18 protein-coding genes are annotated in these 25,491 nt (G+C 62.6%); 6 read left to right on the forward strand and 12 right to left on the reverse strand.

Features of this window, described 5'->3' with window-relative positions:
* Window positions 1–124: 124 nt before the first annotated feature.
* The gene (gene hemB, locus LVD08_RS12640) at window positions 125–1,099 is read right to left on the reverse strand and encodes a porphobilinogen synthase (RefSeq protein ID WP_027613860.1); all 975 of its coding nucleotides are present in this window, start codon (window positions 1,097–1,099) and stop codon (window positions 125–127) included.
* Window positions 1,100–1,343: 244 nt separating this feature from the next.
* Window positions 1,344–2,042 (reverse strand): glutathione S-transferase family protein, encoded by a 699-nt coding sequence (locus LVD08_RS12645; RefSeq protein ID WP_247268287.1) that lies wholly within the window; start codon window positions 2,040–2,042, stop codon window positions 1,344–1,346.
* 223 nt (window positions 2,043–2,265) lie between these two features.
* On the opposite strand from LVD08_RS12645, the gene LVD08_RS12650 reads away from it, so the two are divergent.
* Entirely contained in the window at window positions 2,266–2,940 is a 675-nt protein-coding gene (locus tag LVD08_RS12650; RefSeq protein WP_247268288.1) for a histidine phosphatase family protein, read from the forward strand.
* 136 nt (window positions 2,941–3,076) lie between these two features.
* Here LVD08_RS12650 and mnmH read toward each other — a convergent pair whose 3' ends face one another.
* From mnmH to LVD08_RS12670, 4 genes are all read right to left on the reverse strand, one after another.
* Complete coding sequence (gene mnmH / locus LVD08_RS12655; RefSeq protein ID WP_247268289.1) at window positions 3,077–4,180, reverse strand: tRNA 2-selenouridine(34) synthase MnmH; 1,104 nt, start codon at window positions 4,178–4,180, stop codon at window positions 3,077–3,079.
* Window positions 4,180–5,214, reverse strand: a complete 1,035-nt coding sequence (gene selD, locus LVD08_RS12660) for a selenide, water dikinase SelD (RefSeq protein WP_247268290.1) — start codon at window positions 5,212–5,214, stop codon at window positions 4,180–4,182. The genes mnmH and selD overlap by 1 nt, the downstream gene beginning before the upstream one ends.
* 172 nt (window positions 5,215–5,386) lie before the next feature.
* The gene (locus LVD08_RS12665; protein WP_247268291.1) at window positions 5,387–5,752 is read right to left on the reverse strand and encodes a nuclear transport factor 2 family protein; all 366 of its coding nucleotides are present in this window, start codon (window positions 5,750–5,752) and stop codon (window positions 5,387–5,389) included.
* 98 nt (window positions 5,753–5,850) lie between these two features.
* Window positions 5,851–16,374 carry an autotransporter-associated beta strand repeat-containing protein gene (locus LVD08_RS12670; RefSeq protein ID WP_247268292.1) on the reverse strand — a complete coding sequence of 3,508 codons (10,524 nt, stop codon included), beginning with the start codon at window positions 16,372–16,374 and terminating at the stop codon, window positions 5,851–5,853.
* Window positions 16,375–16,828: 454 nt separating this feature from the next.
* On the opposite strand from LVD08_RS12670, the gene LVD08_RS12675 reads away from it, so the two are divergent.
* Together LVD08_RS12675 and LVD08_RS12680 are read left to right on the forward strand one after the other, a co-directional pair.
* Window positions 16,829–17,788: a nucleoside-specific channel-forming protein Tsx gene (locus tag LVD08_RS12675; protein WP_247268293.1), complete on the forward strand. Its 960-nt coding sequence runs from the start codon at window positions 16,829–16,831 to the stop codon at window positions 17,786–17,788.
* A 15-nt stretch (window positions 17,789–17,803) separates the two neighbouring features.
* Entirely contained in the window at window positions 17,804–18,826 is a 1,023-nt protein-coding gene (locus LVD08_RS12680; protein ID WP_247268294.1) for a purine-nucleoside phosphorylase, read from the forward strand.
* A 120-nt stretch (window positions 18,827–18,946) separates the two neighbouring features.
* Here LVD08_RS12680 and LVD08_RS12685 read toward each other — a convergent pair whose 3' ends face one another.
* The 3 genes from LVD08_RS12685 to LVD08_RS12695 form a co-directional block, all read right to left on the reverse strand.
* On the reverse strand, window positions 18,947–19,903 hold the full coding sequence (locus tag LVD08_RS12685) for a quinone oxidoreductase family protein (RefSeq protein WP_247268295.1): 957 nt from the start codon (window positions 19,901–19,903) through the stop codon (window positions 18,947–18,949).
* 28 nt (window positions 19,904–19,931) lie between these two features.
* Entirely contained in the window at window positions 19,932–20,105 is a 174-nt protein-coding gene (locus tag LVD08_RS12690) for a DUF1427 family protein (protein WP_007969534.1), read from the reverse strand.
* Between the two features lie 661 nt (window positions 20,106–20,766).
* Window positions 20,767–21,543, reverse strand: a complete 777-nt coding sequence (locus tag LVD08_RS12695; protein WP_247268296.1) for an AraC family transcriptional regulator — start codon at window positions 21,541–21,543, stop codon at window positions 20,767–20,769.
* 136 nt (window positions 21,544–21,679) lie between these two features.
* On the opposite strand from LVD08_RS12695, the gene LVD08_RS12700 reads away from it, so the two are divergent.
* Window positions 21,680–21,907 carry a DUF6555 family protein gene (locus tag LVD08_RS12700; RefSeq protein WP_095138739.1) on the forward strand — a complete coding sequence of 76 codons (228 nt, stop codon included), beginning with the start codon at window positions 21,680–21,682 and terminating at the stop codon, window positions 21,905–21,907.
* 39 nt (window positions 21,908–21,946) lie between these two features.
* Complete coding sequence (locus LVD08_RS12705; RefSeq protein ID WP_247268297.1) at window positions 21,947–22,219, forward strand: hypothetical protein; 273 nt, start codon at window positions 21,947–21,949, stop codon at window positions 22,217–22,219.
* Between the two features lie 22 nt (window positions 22,220–22,241).
* Here the strand turns inward: LVD08_RS12705 and LVD08_RS12710 are convergent, their stop codons facing one another.
* From LVD08_RS12710 to LVD08_RS12720, 3 genes are all read right to left on the reverse strand, one after another.
* Window positions 22,242–22,409 carry a metallothionein gene (locus tag LVD08_RS12710; protein WP_081730276.1) on the reverse strand — a complete coding sequence of 56 codons (168 nt, stop codon included), beginning with the start codon at window positions 22,407–22,409 and terminating at the stop codon, window positions 22,242–22,244.
* Between the two features lie 977 nt (window positions 22,410–23,386).
* Window positions 23,387–23,842 (reverse strand): DMT family transporter, encoded by a 456-nt coding sequence (locus tag LVD08_RS12715; RefSeq protein WP_096797805.1) that lies wholly within the window; start codon window positions 23,840–23,842, stop codon window positions 23,387–23,389.
* 4 nt (window positions 23,843–23,846) lie between these two features.
* The gene (locus tag LVD08_RS12720) at window positions 23,847–24,332 is read right to left on the reverse strand and encodes a DMT family transporter (protein ID WP_097087815.1); all 486 of its coding nucleotides are present in this window, start codon (window positions 24,330–24,332) and stop codon (window positions 23,847–23,849) included.
* A gap of 113 nt (window positions 24,333–24,445) precedes the next feature.
* Here LVD08_RS12720 and LVD08_RS12725 point away from each other — a divergent pair, with 113 nt between their 5' ends.
* Window positions 24,446–25,381: a LysR family transcriptional regulator gene (locus LVD08_RS12725; RefSeq protein WP_247268298.1), complete on the forward strand. Its 936-nt coding sequence runs from the start codon at window positions 24,446–24,448 to the stop codon at window positions 25,379–25,381.
* The last annotated feature ends 110 nt before the right edge of the window (window positions 25,382–25,491 follow it).

Consider the following 25,491-nt stretch of genomic DNA (forward strand, 5'->3'; position numbering starts at 1 on the left):
CTCTACACAGTCCCAATGTGGGAGCGGGCTTGCTCGCGAAGGCGTCGTGTCAGTCAACCTATTCGTTGCTGATACACCGCCTTCGCGAGCAAGCCCGCTCCCACAGGGGGTTGTGCGGTATTCGTCAGATCCCGGCCAGCGCCAGATCCATCGCAAAGTAGGTGAAGATCAGATCCGCCCCCGCGCGCTTGATCGCGCCCAGGCTTTCGCGCACCACGCGATCCTCGTCGATTGCACCGGCCTGCGCGCCGAACTTGATCATCGCGTATTCGCCGCTGACCTGATACGCCGACAACGGCAGGTTCGAGGCTTCACGGATGTCGCGGATGATGTCGAGGTACGCACCGGCCGGCTTGACCATCAGCGCATCGGCGCCTTCCTGCTCGTCGAGCAGCGATTCGCGCAGGGCTTCGCGGCGGTTCATCGGGTTCATCTGATAGCTTTTGCGATCACCCTTCAGCGCGCTGCCGCCGGCCTCGCGGAACGGGCCGTACAGCGCCGAGGCGAATTTGGTCGAGTAGGCCATGATCGGAATCTGGGTGAAACCGGCGGCGTCCAGCGCCTGGCGAATCGCCCGCACCTGGCCGTCCATCGCCGCCGACGGTGCGATCACGTCAGCGCCGGCACGCGCCGCCGCCACAGCTTGCTTGCCGAGGTTGATCAGGGTCTGGTCGTTGTCGACTTCGTGGTTGTGCATCACGCCGCAGTGGCCGTGATCGGTGTACTCGCAGAAGCAGGTGTCGGACATCACGATCATTTCCGGCACCGCGTCCTTGGCAATCCGCGACATGCGCGAGACCAGTCCCTCTTCGCGCCAGGTGTCGCTGCCGTTGGCGTCCAGGTGATGGGAAACGCCAAAGGTCATTACCGACTTGATCCCGGCACGGGCATAACGCTCGATTTCACTGGCCAGCTTGCGCTCGGGAATACGCATCACCCCCGGCATGCTCTTGATCGGCACGAAGTCGTCGATCTCTTCTTCGACGAAAATCGGCAGCACCAGATCATTCAGGCTGAACTCGGTTTCCTGGAACAGGCTGCGCAGGCTCGCATTGCGGCGCAGACGGCGGGGACGTGCTTCGGGGAACTGGCTGGACATGGGGCTTTCCTGAAATCGGAAGATGAGACGAAAGTCGTAGGGGGCGAAGCTTATGCCTTCGTTGGGCGCAGGTACAAACCTGGATCAATCAACAGTGCGTTACCGAGGACGCAATAATCTGCGGGCGTCATCACTAATCCTGTGGGAGCGGGCTTGCTCGCGAAGGAGGTGTATCAGAAAAAGACGTGTTGACTGACACGACGCCTTCGCGAGCAAGCCCGCTCCCACAGGGTTATGTGTGGCCTCAGGAAGGAATGGTCAACCCGCGCACCACAGCCGGGCGAGCCAGAAAGCGCTCCAGCACCCGGGTCACGTTCGGGAAGTTGCTGATGCCCACTAGATCCCCCGCCTCATAGAACCCGATCAGGTTACGCACCCACGGAAACGTGGCGATGTCGGCGATGGTGTAGCGCTCGCCCATGATCCAGTCGCGACCTTCCAGGCGTTTATCCAGCACGCTGAGCAGGCGTCTGCTCTCCTCGACATAGCGATCACGCGGACGCTTGTCCTCGTAGTCCTTGCCGGCGAATTTGTTGAAGAAGCCGAGCTGGCCGAACATCGGGCCGATACCGCCCATCTGGAACATCAGCCACTGAATCGTCTCGTAACGCAGCGCGCCTTCCTGGGCGAGCAACTGGCCGCTCTTGTCGGCGAGGTAGATCAGGATCGCGCCGGACTCGAACAGCGGCAGCGGCTGGTCCTCGGGGCCGTGGGGGTCGAGGATCGCCGGAATCTTGTTGTTGGGGTTCAGCGACAGAAATTCCGGGGACATCTGGTCTTGCGTGTCGAAACCCACGCGGTGCGGCTCGTAGGGCAGGCCGATCTCTTCGAGCATGATCGAGACCTTGACGCCGTTGGGGGTCGGCAGGGAATAGAGTTGAATCCAGTCGGGGTACTGCGCCGGCCATTTCTGGGTGATGGGGAACGCGGACAGATCGGTCATGGGAAACATCCAGTCACATGGGAAGCGCTGATCATAATCCAGGAACCGTAACATTCTGCAGCTAGTGTGCAGAAGCCAGGATCGAACCAAGCGGCCTCAGTGGACTCTGAGCTATGTCTTTGCAAGGGAAGTACGACACGACATGGACAACACCCGGTGCTGGGAGCCCGCGGTGTAAGGGTTGGTCAGCCCCAACCGAATTTGCTGAAGAATCCTATATTCAATGACGAACCTCATGAGTTTCGCCAAACGCTTCAAACATCGCGCCTATGTGGCCCTGCCCTCCCTGCTGGCAGTCAGTGCGCTGACCTTGTCGCTCGAATCGAGCCAGATTCGCGCGCAACCGGTGGACGGTACGCAGACACTGATCTTCCTGCGCCACGCGGAAAAACCCGAGGGCGGTCTCGGCCAGCTCAACTGTCAGGGTCTGAACCGGGCGATCGAGCTGTCGACCCTGCTGCCGGAAAAATTCGGCAAGGCCGATTACGTGTTCGCCGCCAACCCGACACGCAATGTCGAGGAAGGCGAACTGGACAACTCCTACAGCTACATCCGTCCGTTGATGACCATCAGCCCCGCCGCGATCAAGCTCGGCCTGCCGGTGAACATCGAGTTCTCCGCCAACGACACCAGTGATCTGGCGCGCGAACTGATCGAGGACAAGTACCACAACGCGACGATCTACACCGCCTGGTCGCACGGCTATTTGCCGGAGCTGATCAACAAGGTAGCCGGCAAGGCCGTCGGCGAAAAGCAGACCATCACCGATGACTGGGCGTCGGGCGATTTCGATTCGCTGTACGTGCTGACCCTGACCTGGCACAACGGCAAGGCCAGTTTGCAGAGCCACAGCTACAAGCAGGGGCTGGATAACGGCAAGGTGACCTGTCCGACTTGAGTTTTGCGCTGCCTGTACCGGCCCTTTCGCGAGCAAGCCCGCTCCCACACGGGATCTGTGTCAGGCAGAAATTTCTGCCCAGTGGAGACCCAATGTGGGAGCGGGCTTGCTCGCGAAGAGGCCCGCAAGAGCACCCTCAAACCCGCTGATTCAGCCGCTCACGCAGATACTCCAGCACCGCCCCGCGCTCCCCGGCAAATTCAATCCGCCCGCCCTTCTTCTCACGCTGGAACGCATACATCGGGTCGTAATATTCGCGCAGCAACACGCTGATCCAGTCACGGAACTGCTCGACCGAACCGCTGCGCGCCTGCTCCGCCAAGGCCTCTTCCATCTGCAGGAACATCCGCTGATGGCGTTCGCCGCCCAGCCGGCGCTGGATATTGTTCAAACTCGCAATCAACCGCTCGGCATACAGCGCAAAGCCCTGCTCGCCATGCACGGCGACGAACTCGGCGTGCAGGTTGATCACGTAATCCTGCAGAATCCGCTCGACCCGCTGCTCCAGGCTGTCTTCGAGCCAGACCATCGGCGCCACTTGCATGCCTCGGTACAGCGGCAATGGCAAGGCACAACTGCCGACTACCCGGCTCTCGTCTTCCAGCACAAACTGCTGGATCCCGCCGGCGCGTTTTTTCAGCACATCAACGGCCAGACGGTTTTCAAAATCGATGTTGGTCGGTTGGCCGGTGGCGCGCTTGCCGAAACTCGAGCCCCGATGATTGGCGTGGCCTTCCAGATCCAGACCATTACTCAACTGCACCAACAGTTCGGTCTTGCCGGTGCCGGTCATGCCACCCAGCAGCACCATATCGCACTCGGCCACGGCCTGATCGATCGTCTCCAGCAGGAACGTACGCATCGCCTTATAGCCACCGCCGACACGCGGGTAATCAATCCCGCCCTCTTCCTTGATCCATTGCTGGACGATCTGCGAACGCAGGCCGCCGCGAAAGCAATACAGATAGCCGTCGGGGTGTGCCCGGGCAAACTCGACCCAGCCTTGAATGCGCTGCTCCCGCACTTCGGCAGACACCAGCCGCTCACCCAGGGCGATGGCGGCTTGTTGTCCATGCTGCTTGTAGCAAGTCCCCACCTGCTCGCGCTCGCGGTCGTTCATCAGCGGCAGGTTGACCACGCCGGGAAACGCGCCGTGGGCAAACTCGATCGGCGCACGGGCATCCATCATTGGCCGGTCGTTGAGGAAAATATCGCGGTAATCGGTGCAGTCGCGTGACATCAGTTCACCTCGACTGCGTGGGTCTGTCGCTCGACCAGCTCGCCGATCGGCGCCAGGTCCAGGCCCAGTTCGGCAGCCACGGCCAGGAATTCGGCGTTGCCTTCCGGTGTAACTGCAATCAGCAGACCGCCGCTGGTCTGCGGGTCGCACAGCACGCGCTTGTGCAACTCCTGCAGACGGCCGAGCTTGCTCGAATAGCTGTCAAAGTTACGCAAGGTGCCACCGGGCACACAGCCCTGTTCGAGGTAGTACTCGACGCTGTCCAGACGCGGCACGTGGTTGTAGCCGATACGTGCGGTCAGGTGGCTGCCGTCGGCCATTTCCACCAGATGCCCGAGCAGGCCGAAACCGGTAACGTCGGTCATCGCGGTGACGCCGGCCAGTTTGCCAAAACGGCTGCCGGGTTTGTTCAGGGTGCACATCCAGTCACGGGCCACGCCAATGTCGCTGGAACGCAATTTGCCTTTCTTCTCGGCGGTGGTGAGGATGCCGATGCCCAACGGCTTGGTCAGGTACAGCAGGCAACCGGCGGTGGCGGTGTCGTTGCGCTTCATGTGGCGCTTTTCCACCAGACCGGTCACGGCCAGGCCGAAGATCGGCTCCGGCGCATCGATTGAATGCCCGCCGGCCAGCGGAATGCCGGCGGCGTCACACACCGCGCGCCCGCCGCGAATCACTTCCCGCGCCACTTCCGGCGCCAGCACATTCACCGGCCAGCCGAGGATCGCAATCGCCATCAACGGATCGCCGCCCATCGCATAGATGTCGCTGATCGCATTGGTCGCAGCGATCCGGCCGAAGTCGAACGGATCGTCGACAATCGGCATGAAGAAGTCCGTGGTCGACACCACACCACGCTCGGCATCGATCTCGTAAACCGCCGCGTCATCACGCGAGGCATTGCCGACCCACAGTTTCGGGTCAAGGTTCTGCGCACCGCTGCCGGCCAGAATCACTTCCAGCACCTGCGGGGAAATCTTGCAGCCACAACCGGCACCGTGGCTGTATTGGGTCAGGCGAATCGGCTCGCTCATGGGAGAGTCTCTGGCAATTGATGGGGCGGATTCTAGCAGAGCGCGGGCCGGCAGATTTTTGCGCTGACTGTCCGGGCCCCTTCGCGAGCAGGCTCGCTCCCACATTAGTTGCAATGCGATCCCCTGTGGGAGCGGGCTTGCTCGCGAAAGCTATCGATGGGTCACCACGATTTCACGGCCGGGCACAAAAGGTGCCCTGATGAAAAACCATTTGCCACTGCTCGTCCTGCCGCCGCCATACCGAACTGCGCAAACTGTCCGCCGGCATCCGCTGGCCGCCAGCGACGGTATGGCAGTGATACGTCACCAGCGCCGAATCTTCCGACAACGGCTTGAGCGTGAACTGACTGACGGTACGTGGTGCGAATGCTTGCTGCGGCAGCGCTGCCAGCACATCGGACTTGTTCCAGATGCCGCCGCTGGCGCCGAATTCGACAAAGTCGTCCGCGATCAATCTCGCCAGTTCTGCGGCATCCTCGCGCACGGCGCGCGACAGCAGGCGGTTTTCCAGATGTAACAAATGCTTCGACAGATCCATCTCGTTCCTACCTCAGTGCAGAAATCACTCGCCACAAAGACTTTCGATTGTGCAAAAAAAACCGCCCTTTCGGGCGGCTAAAGTACTTCGACCATGATTCAGAAGCTTTGACTGAAGCTGATGTTGAACGCGCTGTCGTTGTTGTCGCTCGACACCTGGCCTGAGTAGCCGATGCCCAGCTTGCCGGTCGGGGTGACCTGGAAGTCGATGCCGGCTTCGAGCAATGCGCTGTCCTTGGCGATGGGTACGCCCTGGGTGCTGAACGAGGCGCCGCCGTCGATGAAGGTCAGGTCGGCGTCAGGTTTGGTGTCGCCGTAGGCATGCCGCCAGCCGATGGCCGCGCGTGGCGTCAGTTGGCTGCCGTTGGCCAGGGTCACCAACTTGCCGATGCGCACACCGAGGGTCGAGTAAGTGATGTCCTGATCGGCGTCGGCCTTCAGGCGCCCCACTCCCCCTTTTTCCTTGCCGGTGTCGCTGTCGTAGTTGACGTAGGCCAGCCCGGCGAACGGTTCGATGGCAACGCCTGCTGCGCTGATCGCGTAACCCACTTCACCGAACACCTGCGCACTGCGCGCGTCGTAATCGGCCTTCAGGCGATCGTTGTAAGTACCGACGCTGACATCGCGTTTGGTCTCGATGCTGTGCCAGCTGTAAGCCGCGCCGAGGCGCACTGCCAGTGCATCGAATTGCGAGTTCAGATAACCGGCCAGGTGGTAGCTGTCGACCTTGGCATCCGAGTTGCGATCATGCGCGTTGAGGTTGCTGCGGGTGTAGCCGGCCGCCATCCCGGCACGCCAGGTGTCATCCAGCGCCTTGTCGGTGCCGAGCATGAAACCGCCAAGGTTGCGATCGACTTTTGCCGTGTTGCTGTCGCCGCCCATGTCGCCCCAGGCACCGATAGCCCGGATCCAGCCGACCATTTCCCCATGGCAGCCGTTGCTGCTCAGTTGCGTGTCGCTCGGGGCCAGGGTTCTGCGTGGATCATCCGCAGCGCTGCACGACGGCTGGCGCATACGGTCATTGACCGCCTCACGGATGAAGCGCGAGTCCTCAAGCATGGCGCTGGCAGTGCTGGCGTGGATTTCCCCGGAGAGGCTGTCGAACGCATTGCGTGCACCGGCCACGCTGAGGTTGACGATCTGGTTCTGCAACGCCGCGCCAGCCGCCCCGTTATTGGACAGTGCCGTGGCGGTGCCGCGCTGGTTGCCCGTGGCAGCGACGTCGGCGAACGAGTTGCCGTTGCGGCTCACGGCCAGGGTGACCGAGTCGGCACCGTAGATCAGCGAGCTGTTAAGGAACGCGTACTGCGGCAGATCGGTGGCACTGAAGGTGCCGGTCACCCCACCGCCCGCAGTGATCAGCGAGTAAGTGGTGTTGCCGGTGAACGGCGCCAGGCTGTTGACCACCAGACCGCCGCCCAATGCCGCCGTACCACCCACCGCCAGTGGCGTGGCGGTTGGCGAGCTGACGGTCAGCGCCAGTACACCATCGCTGCTGTTGGTCAGGTTGCCGGCCACGCTCAAGGTGCCGTCAGCGCCACCGGAAGCCACCACACCGTGGTTGACCACCGAACCGACGCTGCCGTTACCGCTCAGGCCTGCGCCGTTGGCGACCGTGACTTGTGCGCCCAGCGAAGCCCGGGCCGCACGGCTGCCGACTTGCAGCAGGCCTTGATCGACGGAAACCGTACCGCTGAACGGTTGATTGCCGACCATCAACAGGCGACTCACGCCGCGTTTGAACAGCGCGCCGGTGCCGTTGAGCACACCGTTGAACCGGCCATCGGTGTTTTGCTGGAACACCAGTGTGGCGTTGTCGGTGATGTTGCCTTGCAGGCTCGTGGTGCTACCGATCAGCGTACCGCCACTGACGGTGGTGCCACCGCTGTAGGTGTTGGCGCCAGTCAGTACAAGGGTGCCGGAATCGAGTTTCTCGATACCGCCGGTGCCGATCAGCGGCACGTCGATTTCAGCACTGGCCCCGGAATTGACCCGCACCGGCGCCAGGCTGCCGTCGGCACCGTTGACCGGTGTCAGCGTACCGCCAGCCCCCGGCACCAGGCTGTAACCTGCGGAGAGGAACTGCAGGCCAGTGAAGTTCTGATTGCCCTGCACAGTGACGGTACCTGCCTGGCCACCGAACACCGCGAACTGACCATTGGACGCCAGCGCCTGCGTGCCGCTCGGATCGGTCCAGTTGGTGCCCGGGCCCCACACGCCACTGCCGCCACCGATACTGCCGTCAGGATTGGTGGTGTCGCCGTTCCAGAACTGCACTTCACCCGGACTGCCCTGCACCAGCAGGTTGACCTGATTGGCGATCGCGGTTTGCAGGGTCAGGTTGGCCGCCGATACCGGCAGGCTGCCGTAGACCAGACCGTTGTCGGTCAGGCTGCCACCGTAGCGGAACAGTTGATAGACCCCGGTGCCGAAACCGCCGGCGTTGCTGATATTCAGCGTGCCGTCGAGGGTCAGGTTACCGGCGACATTGACCACCGTGGTGGAGCTGGCGGCCGAGCCGAGGCTGAAGTCCAGGTTGGTGCCCGAGGACAGCGCCAGCGAACCGACCGACAACGGTGTAGCCGTGCCGCCACCGGTCAGCGTCGCACCGCTGGCCAGTTGCACGTTGCCGCCCAGTTGTCCGCTGCCACCGACTTTCGCACCACTGGCGACGTTGACGTTGGCGCTGTTGAGCACGCCGTTGACGATCAGGTTGCCGGCCTGCACCGAGGTATCACCGGTGAAGGTGTTGTTACCGGTCAGGAGCAATTGGCCGGTGCCGGTTTTGTTCAGCGTGCCGGCGCCGGTGAGGTTGCCGGTGTAGCTGCCGTCGGCGTTCTGCGCGAAGGTCAGCGCCGCGTTGTTGACGATGGCGCCTTGCAGGCTGCTGATGTCGCCAGTGGTAGTGCCAGCGTTCAGCGTGGTGCCGCCGCTGTAGGTATTGGCACCACTCAGCACGAGGTCAGCGCTGCCGTTTTTCACCAGACTGCCGGTACCGGTGATGGCGCCGAGCAGCGTGGTGTTCTGGTTGCCGGCCAGGGTCAGTTGCGACCCCAGATTGATCGCGTTGGCCAGTTGCAGCGCCGAGCTGCTGTCGAGGCTGCCGTTGCCGGTCACGCTCAGTGCACCGCTGCTGATTGCGCTGTTATTGCCCAGCACCAGCGTACCGCCAGCGAGCTGAGTACCACCGCTGTAGGTGTTGCTGCCGTTAAGGGTCAGGCTCGAAGCGCCGGACTTGATCAGGCTGCCGGCACCGCTGACTACACCGTCGAGGGTCAAGGCGTTACTGCCAGCGACAGTCAGACCACCGTTCACTAGCACATCGTTGCCCAGCGTGACGGCCGCGTTGCTGTCCAGCGCGGTGCCGTCAGCGGCAGTCAACACGCCGGTACCGAGCGCGGCGTTATTGCCGACCACGATCTTGCCGCCATTGAGCGCGGTGCCGCCGGTGTAGCCGTTGGCGGCGTTGAGCACCAGCGTGCCGGTGTCGTATTTGCCGAGGGTGCCGCTGCCGTTAAGCGCAACGCCGACGGTCGCGGTGGCGTTCGGATCGACTCGCACCGTGGCATTACCCAACGAACCGTTGACCAGATTCAGCGAACCCGCGGTGCCGTCCTGCAGGCTGTAGCCATCGGTGACGAACTGCATGCCGGTGATGGTTTGTGCGCCGTTCACGGTGACCGTGCCCGCCGTGCCCTGGAACACCGCGAAGTTGTTGGTCCAGGCCTGATTGGTGGTGCCGTTGACGTCGGTCCAGTTGGTGGTGCCGGTGCCCCAGGTGCCGCTGCCGCCATCGACCGAGCCGTTGGCCACCAGTTGGTTGCCGTCCCAGAACTGCACGGTGACGCCCGGTGCGGTAACCAGCAGGTTGATCTGGTTGGCCAGCGCGGTTTGCAGGGTCAGATCGCCCGGGGTGACGCTGCCCGGCACCGTGCCGATCAGCATGCCGTTGTCGGTCAGGCCCCCGGTGTAGTTGATCAACCGGTACACACCGCTGCCGAAACCACCGATGTCGCTGACGTTGAGGGTGCCGTCGAGGGTCAGGTTGCCGCCGACATTCACCAGCGCATTGCCGCCACCGGAAACCGGCGTGCCCAGTCCGACATCGAAATTGGAGTTGGCGTTGAACACCAGCGAGTTCACCGACAGGGTGCTGCCGGTGGCGCCGGCCAGATGACCGCCGTCGGCCACGGTCACCGCGCCGCCCAGCGAGCCGCCGCCCGTCAGGGTGCCGCCGCTGTTGACCAGTACGCTGGCGCTGTCCAGCGAGCCACTGACGTTCAAGGTGCCGGCGTTGACCGTGGTGTTGCCGGTCAGGCTGTTGAGGCCGGTCAGGGTCAGGGTTCCGGTGCCGAGCTTGTTCAATTCGCCGGTTCCGGTGAGGACACCGGCGAAAAGGCTGCTGGCGTTGTTGCCGCCGATGCTCAGAGTGTTGCCGCCGCCGATCAGTGCGGTGCCGCTGCCGGTCAGACTGGCGAGGCTGCCCGAGCCGCCGAGATTGAGAGTTGACGCAGCGCCGAGGTTGACCCCGGCATTGCTGCCCAGTGCCGAGTTGCCCAGTGTCGTGAGGCTGCCCGATTGCACATCAAAGGTGCCGCTGAAGGTGTTGTTGCCGGACAGCGTCAGGTCGGCCAGACCATTCTTGGTCAGGGTGCCCGCCCCGGCGATCACGCCACCGAGCGTCAGGTTGTTGTTGCCAGCCACGCTCAGGTTGGCATTGACGTTGACGTTGTTGGCCAGCACCAGCGGCGCGGTGGTGTCGAGGGTCGATGCACTCGCCACGGTTACCGCGCCGGAGCCCAGGCCCGCCGAGGTGCCGAGGGTCACGGTGCCGGCGTTCAGTGTGGTGCCGCCGCTGTAGGTGTTGATGCCGTTGAGGGTCAGGTTGGACGCGCCGTTCTTGATCAGGCCACCGGCGCCGCTGACCACGCCGCTGAGCGCTACGTCGTTGCTGCCGGTGTTGCTCAGATTGGCGTTGAGCACCACGTTGTTGCCCAGACTCACTGCTGCGCTGCTGTCCAGCGCCGAAGCGCCGGCCACGGTCAGGTTGCCCAGGCCGAGTGCTGAGTTGCTACCGGCGGTCAGGGTGCCGGCGTTCAGGGTAGTGCCGCCGAGGAAGTTGTTGTTGCCGCTGAGGGTCAGGTTGGCTGCGCCGTTTTTGCTCAGGCTGCCGGCGCCGTTGACCGTGCCGGCCAGCGTCAGATCTGCGGTGCCGCCAATGCCGAGGTTGCCGGCAAGGTCGACCGCGTTGTTCACCGAAACCGCCGTGCTCGCATCCAGCGTGGTGCCGCCCGCCGCGTTCAAGGTGCCGGAACCCAGCGCCGAGTTCGACGCCAGAACCAATCCGCCAGCGTTCAGCGCCACCGGCCCGAGGAAGGCGTTGTTGCCGCCGAGGGTGAGGTTCGCCGCGCCATTCTTGATCAGGCCACCGGTGCCGCCAATTACGCCGTTGAGGGTCAGCGCATTGCTACCGACCACGGTGAGGTTGCCGTTGAGTGTGGCGGCGTTGCCGAGGGTTACGGCGGTGTTGCTGTCCAGTTGCGTACCGGCGTTGGCGGTCAGTGTGCCGCTGCCCAGCGCGGTGTTGCTGCCGACAATGATCTTGCCGCCGTCCAGCTGCGTGCCGCCGCTGTAGGTGTTGGCGCCATTGAGCACCAGGGTACCGGCGTCGAGTTTATTGAGGATGCCGCTGCCATCGATATTCACGCCGATGGTCGCAGTAACGCCCGGATCAACCCGCAGTGCTGTGGTACCGCCAGTGCCGTTGACAGCGGTCAATTGCCCCGCCGCACCGGTGACCAGGTTGTAGCCGTCGGTGAGGAATTGCATGCCGGTGAACGCTTGCGTGCCGTTCACCGTCACAGTGCCCGCAGCACCCTGGAATACCGCGAAGTCACCGGCCCATGGCTGGTTGACCAGACCATTGGCATCGGTCCAGTTGGTGCCGACCGCATTCCACGTGCCGCTGCCGCCATCGACCACGCCGTTGGCGATGGTCTGGCTGCCGTCCCAGTAACGGATGTTGCTGTTCGGTGCCGACACTTGAATATTGATCTGATTGCCCACGCCGGTCTGCACCACCAGATCGCCAAGGCCATAGCCGACCGGCACGCTGGCGACGTCCAGACCGAGATTAGTCAGGGCACCGGTGTAGTTGAACAGGCGATACACACCGACGCCGAAACCGCCGGCATCGCTGACGTTGAGATTGCCGTCAAGGGTAAGGTTGCCGCCGATGTTCATCAGCGAACTGGTCGACGGAGTCCCCAGCGCCACATCCACGTTGCTACCGGCACCGAGGGTCAGGCCACTGGCTGACAAGGTATTGCCCGATGACAGCGCCAGATGGCCCCCGCTATTAATGTTCACTGTGCCAAGCGCCGAGCCGGTACCGGTCAGGGTACCGCCGGTGTTGACGTTGACCTGTGCACTGCCCAGCGAACCGCTCAGGTTCACGATACCGCCATCGATCGCGGTATTGCCGGTAATGCCGTTGATGCCAGTGAGGTTCAAGGTGCCGGTGCCGACTTTGGTCAGGCCACCGCTGCCACTGAGATCACCATCAAAGGTGCTGGTGACGTTGCCGCCACCGACGGTCAACGTGTTGCTGCCAGTCAGTTGCACACTGCCGCTGCCGGTCAGCGCGCCGAGGCTGGCATCGCTACCGAGATTCAGGCCGGCACCGGCACTGATGTTGACGCCAGAAGTGTTGCCCAGTGCGTTGGTGTTGAGGGTAGTGACGCTGCCGGAGACGATGTTCACGGCGCCGGTAAAGGTGTTGTTGCCGGCCAGAGTCAGGTCCGACAGGCCGTTTTTGGTCAGGCTGCCGGCGCCGTCGATGATGCCGTTGAGGCTCAGGTCGTTATTGCCGGCCACCGTCAGCCCGGCGTTGAGGGTGATCGCGTTGCCGATGCCGAACGAGGCGCTGTTATCGAGAGTCGCCGCGCCGCCGACGGTCAAGCCACCACTACCCAGACCGTTGGCATTGCCCAGGGTCAGGGTACCGGCGTTGAGGGTGGTGCCGCCGCTGAAGGTGTTGTTGCCGTTGAGCGTCAGGTTGGCCGCACCGTCCTTGATCAGTTGGCCAGTGCCGCTGGTCACGCCACCGAGGGTCAGGTTCTGCGTGCCGCCGACAATCAATACCGCGTTGAGAGCGACGCCGTTATTGAGGCTGACCAGCGGTGAATTGCTGTCCAGTGTGGCAGCACCCGCGACAGTCAAAGCGCCGGAACCCAGCGCCGAACTGTTGCCGACGGTCAGCGTACCGGCGTTCAACGTGGTGCCGCCGAGGTAGTTGTTGGCCGCATTGAGAATCAGATTGGCCGCGCCGTCTTTCACCAGACTGCCGGCGCCGCTGACCAGACCGGTCAAGGTCAGATCTGCCGTGCCACCGATATTCAAGGCTCCCGCCAGGCCCACTGCGTTGTTCAGGCTGACGGCGGTGTTGGCGTCCAGCGTGGTATTGGCCGCCGCATTCAGCGTACCGACGCCCAGCGCGGTGTTGCTGCCGACAATCAGCTTGCCGGTGTTCAGTGCAGTGTTGCCGAAATAGGTGTTGGCGCCGTTGAGGGTCAGGTCGGCCGCGCCGTTCTTGGTCAGCCCACCGATGCCGGCGACCACCCCGCCGAGGGTCAGCGCATTGCTGCCGCCGACGGTCAGCGTGCCGCCGAGGTTGACGTTGTTGGCCAGGGTCGCCGCCGTGCTTGCATCCAGCGTGGTGCCGTTCGACGCGTTCAGTGCGCCCGTACCCAGAGCGGTGTTGGAGCCGACCACCAGCGAACCGGCATTCAGCGCCGTGGTGCCGGTGTAGGTGTTGTTGCCGGTCAGGGTCAGGCTCGATGCGCCGGTCTTGATCAGGCCGTTCGCGCCACTGATTACCCCGCCGAGGGTCAGCGCGTTGGCGCCGCCTGCGGTGAGGTTGGCATTGAGAATCACGTTGTTGTTCAGGGTCACGGCGGAACTGCTGTTGAGGGTGCCCGCGCCTTCCACCGACAAGGCGCCGGTGCCCAGTGCCGCACCATTGCCGACGGTCAGGCTGCCGGCATTCAGGGTGGTGCCGCCGCTGTAGGTATTGGTGCCGTTGAGGGTGAGATTGGCGGCGCCGTTTTTCACCAGTTGGCTGGTACCGCTGATCCCGCCACCGAGGGTCAGCGCGTTGCTGCCGCCAATCCCCAGACTGTTATTGAGAATGACGTTGTTGTTCAGTGTCACCGCCGCATTGCTGTCGAGCGTCGCCACGCCGCCGACGGTGATGTTGCCGCTGCCGAGCGCCGCATTCGCGCCGGCCGTAATGGTGCCGGCGTTCAACGCGACGGCACCGAGGAAAGTATTGGCGCCATTGAGAATCAGATTGGCCGCGCCGTTCTTGGTCAGCCCGCCGCTGCCGCTGACGATACCGCCGAGGGTCAGGTTGGCGCTGCCGCCGATGTTCAGATTGCCACCGAGTGACACCGCGTTGGTCAGCGCCACCGCGGTGCTGGCATCAAGCGTGGTGCCCGCCGCCGTGGTCAATGCGCCAGTGCCCAATGCGGTGTTGCTGCCGACAATCAGCGTACCGGCGTTGAGCGCGGTGCCGCCGGAGAAAGTGTTATTGCCGCTGAGGCTGAGGCTCGCAGTGCCGTTCTTGATCAGATTGCCGGCGCCGCTGACGACCCCGCTCAGGCCCAGTGCCTGGGTGCCGCCAATGGTCAGATCCGCCGCCAGCGCGACAGCGTTGGCCAGGGTCACCGCCGTGGTCGCATCCAGCGTGGTGCCGGCCGCGGCGTTCAACGCGCCAGTCCCCAGTGCGGTGTTGCTGCCGACGAACAGGCTGCCGGCGTTGAGAAGCGTGTTGCCGGCGTTGGTATTGTTCCCCGTCAGGGTCAGGCTGGCGGTACCGGACTTGGTAATCCCGCCGGTGCCGGACAACACGCCGCCCAGGGTCAGGGCATTGCTGCCGAGCACGTTGAGCGCGCCGGTCATGCCGATGTTGTTGGCCAAGGTAACGTTTGCGGTGCTATCGAGACTGGTGCCGGCAGCGGTGTTCAGCGCGCCGCTACCCAGCGAGTTGTTGTTGGTCACCAGCAGGCTGCCGGCGCTCAAAGTGGTAGTGCCGGTATAGCCGCTGTTGGCGCCACTGAGGGTCAGGCTGCCGGTGCCGGTCTTGGTCAAACCGCTGCTGCCTGTGATCAAGCCGCCGAGGGTCAGAGCGCCGGAGCCGCCGGCCGTCAATGTGCCGCCGAGGCTGATCGCATTGTTCAGGTTGATCGTGCCGGGCGCGCTCAAGGTGGTCGCGACGGTGACGTTGACGGTTCCGGTGCTCAGCGCCAGGTTGTTGCCCAACTGCACGGTGCCGCCGTTGAGTGTGGTGTTGCCCAGATAGGTGTTGGCAGCGCTGAGGCTCAGTTGCCCGGAGCCGACTTTGCTCAGGCCGCCGCTGCCGGAAATCACCCCGCTCAGGGTGGTTGCGTTGGTGCCCTGCACGGTCACACCACCGGCGCCGAGGGAGATCAGATTGCTGAGGTTCAACCCGGCGTTGCTGGCCTGGAGGATCCCGCCGTTGGAGGTGAGCACCCCGCTGCCGAACGTGGCGTTGTTGTTGAACTGGGCGACACCGCCATTGAGCGTGGTCGCGCCGCTGACCAGTGGCCCTTGCAAGGTCCAGGTGCCGCTGTTGATGGTCAGGTTGTTGAAGTTGACGTAAGTGGCGCTCGACGCCGTGCCGACCCCGGTGGTGCCGCCGCCGACACCGGCCGGGTTTTGCAGGATCAGGTTGTTGGTACCGCCCGCGCCGCCATCGACAGTGCCGGTCGGGGCGAAGGTCAGGTTGATGCCGATCAGTCCGCCGAGGCCGACGCTGACCTGCACGCCGTCACCCACGTTGACGCTGGAGCCGGTTACCGCCGTAAAGGTGTTGGTGCTGCTCGCGCCCATCGACACGCCGCCGGTGATCGCACCGGCGTTGGTGAAGGTGTTGCCCGCCGCCGAGGTCTCGAAGGCGATCCGGCCGTTGATCACGCCGGTGCTGCTGTTGGTCATGTTGACCTGCGAGCCGCCGTACACACCGACCACCGGGGTGTCGGCCAAGGTGATGCCGCCGACCGAGAGTCCGGTCGAGGTGATGGTGCCGTTGTTGGTGATGCTGGTAGTGCCGGCCGCAGCGTTGTTCACCGCGATGCCCAGGCCGTCAACGCTGGTCAGGTTGAGCCCGAGCAACATGCCGGTACCGCGAATGATCCCGCTGGCATTATTGAGCACGCTGACCGTACTGGTTGCGCCCGTACCGATGAAGGCACCGCCGCTCAACACCGAGACCAGCCCGAGCAGCGCCGGGTCGATCGTCCCGGAGTTGTTCAGGCTGATGTTGACCCCGGTCAGGTCCATCACATGGCCGCCGAGCGTCGCGTTCATCTGCGCCCCGGAATTGACGTTGACCGTCAGGCCGTTGGTGGCACTGGCAAAATTGTTGAGAAACAGCGGCAGACTCGGCACGCCGCTACAGGTCACGGTGGAACCCGCCGTGGAGCATGTGGCCAGTGCCGGTGCGCTGACCCCACCGAACAACAGCCCGGCAACGCTCAGGTGCACAGCAAGGGAAAGTGGGGAAAAACGCGAAACGAGGGCGACACCAAACCTTGCTTCCACGGGCTACTCCTTGTCGTGGCCAAATTCTTCCTTGAAGGCGTGGGAAACGTGCTTATTCCACACGCGAATCAAGACTGCGACGGTCATCACAAAACCGCGTCATGGCTGACAAGCTAGTATACGCCCCGCGATGGGGCACTGATTAAATGGTGTTAATACTTTAATACTAGGACCGTCTAGAACGCGGGTTTCGGTCAGTAAACACTGGGTTTGGCGACACCTGACTAACCCTGTGGGAGCGGGCTTGCTCGCGAAAGCGGTGTAACTGAGAAGGATGTGTCACCTGACCCGACGCCTTCGCGAGCAAGCCCGCTCCCACAGGAGAATTTCAGCGTTTAAAAGAAACTGGTACGCCTTGTGCAAACGTTTGCGACCTGCCTATAACGACTTTTTCGTAACAAAACCGTACAGACCCGCAGAACCCGGGCCTCGATCCGCAAAAAAAGGACTTTGAATGCACGTTGCTTCCCTTCTTCGCGCCCCGTTTGCGCGCACGTTTGCTGTTTCCCTGCTACTGACCGGCGTTACCGGAGTTCTCAGCCACAGCGCATTGGCGCAACCGGCGCTGCCCGACGAGTCCGCCCAGGGTGAAGCCCTCAGCCCGGAAGCTGCCCCGCCGAAAAAAGGCGCGTATCTGTCGGACTGGTACAACCAGGACCTGACGCTGATCGGCAGCAAGGACATCAGCTTCGGGCCGCAACCGGCCGACGATATCTATCTGGAATACGAATACTTCGGGCGCAAGGGGCCGTTCGAGCTGTACGGCTACATAGACATTCCGAAGATCTTCAACATCGGCAACAGCCACGACAAAGGCGTGTGGGATCACGGCTCACCGGTGTTCATGGAACACGAGCCGCGCATCTCCATCGACTACCTCGCCGGCCGCAGCCTGGCCATCGGCCCGTTCAAGGAATGGTACGTGGCGTTCGACTGGATCTACGATCACGGCAGCCGTAAAGAGAACCGCGCCAACACCCTGTACAGCGGCTTCGGCACCGACATCGACACCCATTCGCGGGTCAACCTGTCGGCCAACCTGTACGGGCGCTACCAGTGGGAAAACTATGGCGCGAGCAATGAGTATTCGTGGGACGGCTACCGCGCGCAGCTCAAGTACATCGTGCCCATCGACAAATTCAGCAACGGCGCGTCGCTGACCTACATCGGTTTCACCAACTTCGATTTCGGCTCGGACATTCACAAGGACAACCCGGCGCGCACCGCCAATGCCACGGTGGCGACCAACGTGTTGCTGTACTCGTTCACCCACCTGCGTTTCACCCTAGTCGGCCGTTACTTCCACAACGGCGGCAACTGGGAAGACGGCAGCGAGCTGAACTTTGGCGACGGTAATTTCCGCGCGCGCTCCAACGGTTGGGGTTACTACGCCGGCATCGGCTATCAGTTCTGAAATCAGGAGATTCTCATGCAAGCAATGACGCGTCTGACCCTGGCCGCTGCGGCCCTGCTCTCTTCCACGGCGTGGGCGGCTGAAGCGCCGATCCAGCCGAAAGTCGTACTGATCACCATGTTCGCCCCCGAGGCACAGAACTGGATCGAGCGCCTCGATCTCAAGCAGGAAATCCGCGTACCGGGGCTGTCCGCCGAGTACCCGACCATCCGCTGCAACGCGCAACAGGTGTGCCTGCTGACCACCGGCATGGGCCAGAGCAACGCCGCCGCTTCAACCCTGGCCTTGGCCCTGTCGCCGAAATTCGACCTACGCAAAAGCTGGTTTCTGATCGCCGGGATCGCCGGCATCAGCCCGAAACACGGGACCATCGGCACCGCCGCGTGGGCGCACTACCTGGTGGAATTCGGCACGCAATGGGAGCTGGATTCGCGCGATGCGCCGGCGAGCTGGCCGACCGGTTACCTCGGCATCAACACCAAGGGTCCGAACGAAAAACCGCCGTTGGACTACAAGACCGAAGTTTTCGAACTCAACCCGACACTGCAGGCCAAAGCCTTCGCCCTGAGCCACAAGGTCGAGTTGAGCGAGAGCAAGGAATCAGCAGCGTGGCGTCGCAAATACCCTTCGGCCCCGGCCAATCAGCCGCCCGTGGTTACGCGCTGCGACACGCTGGCGGGCAACACCTGGTTCTCCGGTACACGCCTGAGCGAACGCGCCGAGGTCTGGACCAAACTGCTGACCGATAACAAGGGTGAATACTGCACCACACAACAGGAAGACAACTCGACCTACGAGGCCTTGTTACGCGCCAGTCGCGAAGGTCTGGTGGATGTGCAGCGTCTGGCCGTGGTGCGTGCCGGCTCTGACTTTGATCGGCCGGCACCGGGCGGCAGTGAAGTGGATAATCTGCTCAAGTACGCCGATCAGGGCGGCTTCGTGCCAGCGCTGGAAAACCTCTATCGCGCCGGCAACCCGCTGGTGCAGGACATTCTGAAAAACTGGTCGGCGTGGGAAAACGGCGTCCCGCAATCCTGAGTACAACACGGTAAAAATGTGGGAGCGGGCTTGCTCGCGAATGCGGTGTATCAGCCAATACTTGCTTCGCTGACACACCGCTTTCGCGAGCAAGCCCGCTCCCACAGTTGTTTTGTGGTGTCAGGGAATAAGGATAATCTTGTCGCCACTGCCCTGATTCACCTGCGCGTAGCTGTCCAACCCCTCCGCCAATGGCACCTGCACCAACCCCTGCGGCAACGGCAACAGATCCTCATCAAAGAACCGCCCAAACTGCTCGAGCATCACCGCACAGGCTTGCACGCCGTACAGCAGCGAGTTGATCCCGACCACCGAACCGCCCTTGCGGTACAACGCCAATGCCGGCAATTGCACATGGCCGTCGACCGGTGCGGCGATGATCGCGATGCGCCCGAAGGCTGCCAATGCCGCGACCGAGGCCGGCAGCCAGAAGCCGGTGGTGTCGAAGATCACGTCAGCGCCACCGCTGTACACCGCGTTGACCTGCGCGCCGAGGTCTTCGGGTTTATCCAGCTGAATCGTCTGGAAGCCCTGCGCCTGCAACTCCTTGACCTGCTCCGGCCGCCGCGCCGCTGCCAGTATCTGCGCGCCGCGCACCTTGGCCAGCGCCAACGCCGCCGTGGCCACCGCGCCGCCACCGATCACCAGCAAACGCGTATCAGCCGTCACCGAGCTGCGCTCCAACGCATCCCACGCCGTGGTGTACGGCACGCCGAGGCTGGCCGCCTGGGCGAAACTCAAGTGCGACGGTTTGTGCGCCACGCCATTGGCCGGCAGTTTGACGAACTGCGCGTGCGAGCCATCGGCGAAAAAGCCCAGCTCGCGCCCGGTGCCCCAGACTTCCTGACCGAGCAACGCCTGCGGCCCCTCGACCACGACACCGGCGAAATCGCGCCCGGGAATCCGTGGCAACGTGGTGTACGGAAATCGCCCGAGCACATTCTTCACATCGCTGGGGTTCAGACCGGCCGCCTTGATCTCGACCAGCACTTCATCAGCACTCGGTACGGGTTTGGCGACATCGGCGAAGCGCAGGGAGGACAGATCGCCGGTTTTATCGAATTGCAGTGCTTTCATGAGGACATCCATCAAAGGGAAAAGGAATTCAGGACAGCCAACCGGCGACCAGTTGCCGGCCCATCGGCCACAGCTGCTCACCCGCGAGCATGCCCAGCAGCCCCACCAGCGCGATGGCCGGAGGTGCCGGGGAACGAAAGTCCAGTGCGCCATAGAGCAGGCCGACACCCAGACCGATGGCCAGCGAAATCAGGTAGTTCATGGAGGAAACTCCGCCGCGTGAAAGGAATGGGCAAAGTCTAGGGAAGGATCGGCAGAGGTGTCGGCCAAGGACTTCTGAATTTCGGCCAATTCCCGCGTTCTCTGCCATCCCCTGTGGAAGCGGGCTTGCTCGCGAAGGCGGCGGGTCAGTCACTTTATGCTTCACAGACCTGCCGCTTTCGCGAGCAAGCCCGCTCCCACAGTGGTTTTGCGGTGTCAGGGGAGCCCGCGCTGGAAAACCTCTTTCGCGCCGGCAATCCGCTGGTGCAGGACAATCTGAAAAACTGGTCGGCGTGGGAAAACGGCGTCCTGCAATCCTGAGTACAACACGGTAAAAATGTGGGAGCGGGCTTGCTCGCGAAGGCGGCGGGTCAGTCACTTTATGCTTCACAGACCTGCCGCTTTCGCGAGCAAGCCCGCTCCCACTGTTGTTTTGCGATGTCAGGGGAGCCGGTGCTGGAGAACCTCTATCGTGCTGGCAATCCGTTGGTGCAGACATCCTGAAACACTGGTCGGCGTGAGAAAACAGCGTCCCGAAATCCTGAATACAACACGGTAAAAATGTGGGAGCGGGCTTGCTCGCGAAGGCGTTGTATCAGCCAACATTTGCTTCGCTGACACACCGCCTTTCGCGAGCAAGCCCGCTCCCACGGGGATTGCGTTCAGGTGATCGTAAATTGCGAAGGCGCCACACCCAGCTCGCGGCGGAACATGTCACTGAAACTGCTCGGCGAATACCCCAGCTCGCGAGCGATCGCGCTCACCGGCACGCCCTGAATCAACTCCGTCACCGCCGTCGCCAACTGGACCTGCCGCCGCCATTCAGCGAAGCCCATGCCGAGGCTGTCCTTGAACAGCCGCGCCAGCGTGCGCACGCAGGCCCCGGCGTTTTCCGCGTGCTGTTCGAACGGAATGTCCAGCGACGGTGCCGCCATCACCGCCTGGCACAAATTCATCAGGCGCCGGTCGGAATCGTCCGGCAGCGGGATCTTCAATTGCGAGCGCCGGGCACGCTTGAGCTCCAGCAACGCCAGCCCGACCAACGCGTCGTAATAGGCCGGCTCACCGCTATCGCCCTGCTCCACCAGCCCGACGATCAACTCGCGCAACAGCCCTCCGACTTCAATCACCTGCACTGTCGGATCCAGCGTTGCCGCCAGCACCGGGCGCAGGTAGATATTGCGCATTTGCAAGTCCGACACCACACGAATTCCATGGGGCACCCCGGGTGGCAACCACACCGCGCGCTGCGGCGGCACCACCAGTGCCTCATGCGGGGTCTCGACCCACATCACTCCGCTCATCGCATACAGCAACTGCCCCCAGACATGCTCGTGCGGCTCGATGAACAAACCACGCGGATAGGTACGCGCCAGCGGTTGCACCGGCACATCGGTATCCGTGAGATCGGGGGGTGCGGCGAGGGCCATGGCGAGCATTCATTGGGGTTGGCGGAAGGCGCATGGTAACCAGTCGGTCACAGCGTCGACAACGATAGATACCGTCGGACAATCCGAGTGAATTTTCCCGACGCGCCGCGATCCTTCTAATACCACAGGGAGGATTACGGGCTTTATGAACAACGCAAAACTGTTTGTCATCGATTACACCCTTCACGGCACGCCTAAGTCGTTCATTATCCGCTCGGACAGAATGGACAACGCCGAGGCGTGGCACTGGGCAAGCTGCGACGCCGGTGTGGGTCGCATCCCGCGTTTCGGCCGGGAAAAAGTGCAAAAGACCAGCAAACCGATGGCGGAGAAATTCGGCGTGGAAAATGTCACATGGCGACCGGCGGGCTAGACTCTCGCCGGGCAACGGGGACTTTTCGGGGGGATACACATGAGCAACCTCTGCAGCTTGGCGCATCTGGATTACGGCCTCGACACCCTGTTCGGCCGTATCACCAAAAGCATCGACTGTGAGCTGGGCCTGGAACCCGTCGAAGGTGATCCGTACCGCTTTGCCGTGCGCGTGCCGGCGCCGTTACCGGAAGACCTCGACCAGGCGAAAACCGTGGTGGTCTGGGTTGAAGGCCGACGACTGCTTGGCACCGTGCGCCGTACCGAACGGCTGGATGATGAAAGCCTGAAACTGCAAGTGGAGCCTGATTAGGCTCCACTTTTTTTGCGCGCGGTTATTTGGGGTGGGCGCAATGGCAGCCTTTGCTTGAGCACTCTTCACCGCCCTTGTGGTGGTGGGCGCAGGCTTCACAGCAATAGTGTTTACCGTGCACGGCGTAGGCGTGGTCGCCTTCCTTGATGGTGCATTTGCAGTTGGGGCAGTCGCATTTTCTATCGGGCATGGGGGCAGACTCCTTTTTTGGTGGCTGTCTGGGCTTTTGGGATAAGCCGTAAATACCAGTGTAGGAGCTGACGAAGGCTCGGGCCGCGTTCGGACGATCTTTTGATCTGGGTTTTTTGGGGGGATTGGGTGTATATCCGTTGCTGCGGTAACGGCCTCCTATGGTTTCGCTCTTACAGCGAGTCACCTTTTCCAAACGCCGAAAAGGTAACCCAAAAGGCTTTGCCCCGGCGTACGGCACTTCGCTGAGGCTCAGTGTTCCCTCGCTACGGTGTCCATCCGGGGGCATCGCCTCCGGTTTGCTTCGCTGCACCTCCTCTCGATGTATGCGGCTTCGCCGCATGGCGCTGCGCGCCTACCCCCCTGATGGACACCTACGCTCGGCCTGCCGAAGGGGCAGAAGATCAAAAGCCACATCAAGAGCCAAAGCCCAAGCAGATCAAAAGATCACAGCCTTCGGCAGTTCCTACATGGAACTGGGTACATTCAGTAAGAAATTTGTCGGCTGGCAGGCCGCCTTCGCGAGCAAGCCCGCTCCCACAGTTGGGCCGGGTGCATCCGCAAGAGATTGGTCGGCTGTCAGGCCGCCATCGCCAGCAGGCTAGCTCCTACAATTTAGAGAGTGTGCGCCCCATGCGGCGAGGCCGCCCCACTCAACACAATGAGCGTTAGCTCGAGTACCGCTTTTGATCTGAGGGCCCGTCGGCAGGCTGAGTGGAGGGATTTATCCGGGGGTGGGAGCGCAGCGACCGTTTGGCGCAGCCAAACACAGCGAGAGGAGGTGCAGCGAAGCAAACCGTAGGCGCTGCGCCCGGATGAAGCCCGGAGCGAAGGGACCCCGAGCCCCAGCGAGCGGGCCGAACGTAGGAGCAAGCGTTTTTTTGCTTACTTTTTTTAGGCGTTTGTAAAAAAAGTGAGTCGCCGTAAGGGCGAAACCCTAAGTGGCCGTTACCGCAGCAACGGATATACACCCAAAACTCAATCAGAACCCCGAACACTACTCCGATACATAAAAACCAAAGCCAACCCCAGACACACCATCGCCAACACCCGCGAGGACGAAAGCTCGATCGCCGGATTCCCCAACCAGCCAAAATTATCGATCAACATCCCCATCCCCAGTTGCCCGACAATCACCGCAACAGTCGCCACCGCAGTCCCCACAACAGGCACCGCACCGACCATGACCATCATGTAAACCACGCCGAACAACGCCCCGCAGACCTGCCACTTCGGCACATCAAGCAAACTCACCGCATGCGCCGGTTCAAAAAATACAATCAACAACCCGGTGACCACAGCCCCGACGAAAAACGTCAGCAAACTGCTGCGCAACACCCCGACGGTCTCGCCCAGGCGCCCATTGATCGCCGCCTGCACACTCAACACCGCGCCAGCCAACACCACCACTGCCAACAAAATAACCAGACTCATATTCTCAACCCCGCGCAATCAGAACCAGTGCCACCACAATCAACCCCAACGCCAGCCACCGCTCGGCATTGACCTTCTTGCGCGTCGCGCCGAACCAGCCGAAATGGTCGATCAGCACACTCTTGCCGACCTGCCCTGACAAAATCGCGATCATCGTCATCGCGATCCCGATATGCGGCGTCGCCAGGGTCAGCACCACCACGTACATCGGCCCGAGAAAGCCGCCGATCAATTGCCAGCGCGGCAGATCGGTCAGCGCCGGGCCTTTCTGCGGGCCGGCGAACAACAGCAGCAAAAACAGAATCGCCGAACCCACGCCGAAGATGCTCAAGGTCGCCCACAGATGCCCGACCTGCTCCCCCAGCGGCCCCAGTAACCCGGCCTCCACCGACAGGCCCATGCCGGCCAGAATCACCAGCGGCAGCAACAACAGGCGCAACCACGACCGGGTCGCCGGCGCCGGTACACTCACTTCATCCAATGTCTGCATCATCCAAAACCCACGCAAGTAAACGATGGCGCGGATTATCGGCTGGCGTAGCTGTGCGATAAATGGGAGCATCCGGACAACACTTTTGCGCAACTCGCACAGCAGGAAGATCCATGCACGGGCTGAATGAACTGGGATTCAAGGCACTCAGGCTGTTTGTGGCGGTGCTCGACCACGGCAGTTTTTCCGAAGTCGCCCGGCGCGAGGGCGTGGCGCCCTCTTCGATCTCGCGGCAGATCCAGTTGATGGAGCAGGCGCTGAACCAGCAATTGCTCTACCGCCACACCCGCGCCGTGACGCCGACCGAGGCCGGACGCATGCTCGGCCACCACGCGCGGCTGATGCTGGTGCAACTGGAGGAAGCCGAGCAGGCGTTGCAGGAACAGCAAAGCGAACCCACCGGGCTGGTGCGGATCAACGCGCCGGTGGTATTCGGCCAACGGCATCTGACGCCGTGGCTCGGCAAACTGTGCGCGCGTTATCCCAAGCTGCAACTGGACATCCAGCAGACCGACCATTACGTCGACCCGTTGCAGGAAGGCGCCGACCTGCTGTTTCGCATCGGTCCGATGCACGACTCGAGCATGCAGGCGCGGATTCTGGCGCCGCATCGCTTTCAGGTCGCCGCCAGCCCGGCCTATCTCGAGCGCCACGGTCCTCCGCAACACCCGCAGGATCTGGCGCAGCACCAGTGCCTGGCCTACAAGGGCGCGACTGGCCAGCAGCGCTGGTTTTTCCGCCAGGGCCAGGGTGACTGGACGCCTTACTCGGTCAAAGGCCCGATCACTGGCAACCACGCCGACACCCTCACCCAGGCCGCCGAGCAAGGCCTGGGGTTGGTGATGTTTCCGTCCTGGCTGATTGGTGAGGCGGTGCGCGAAGGCACGCTGGTGCCAGTGCTGGGCGAATATCAGGTGTCGAACAGCCTGGAGCCGCAGCAGATCGCAGTGCTGTGGCCGGGGAGTCGAAGGTTGTCGGTGAAGGTGCGGACGGTGATTGATTTCTTCATCGAGTGCTTTGGCGAAGTGCCGTACTGGGACAGACCCTAAGCCCTACACGAAACCCAATGTGGGAGCGGGCTTTGTCCGGGAGGGGGGGGGGCAAGAAAAAAGAAAATGACTTGCCATGCCCCCACGCGGGGCAGGCCCCCCCCCCAAAA

Origin of the sequence: Pseudomonas sp. YL2, assembly GCF_023063025.1 — a bacterium.
GTDB lineage: Bacteria > Pseudomonadota > Gammaproteobacteria > Pseudomonadales > Pseudomonadaceae > Aquipseudomonas > Aquipseudomonas putida_A.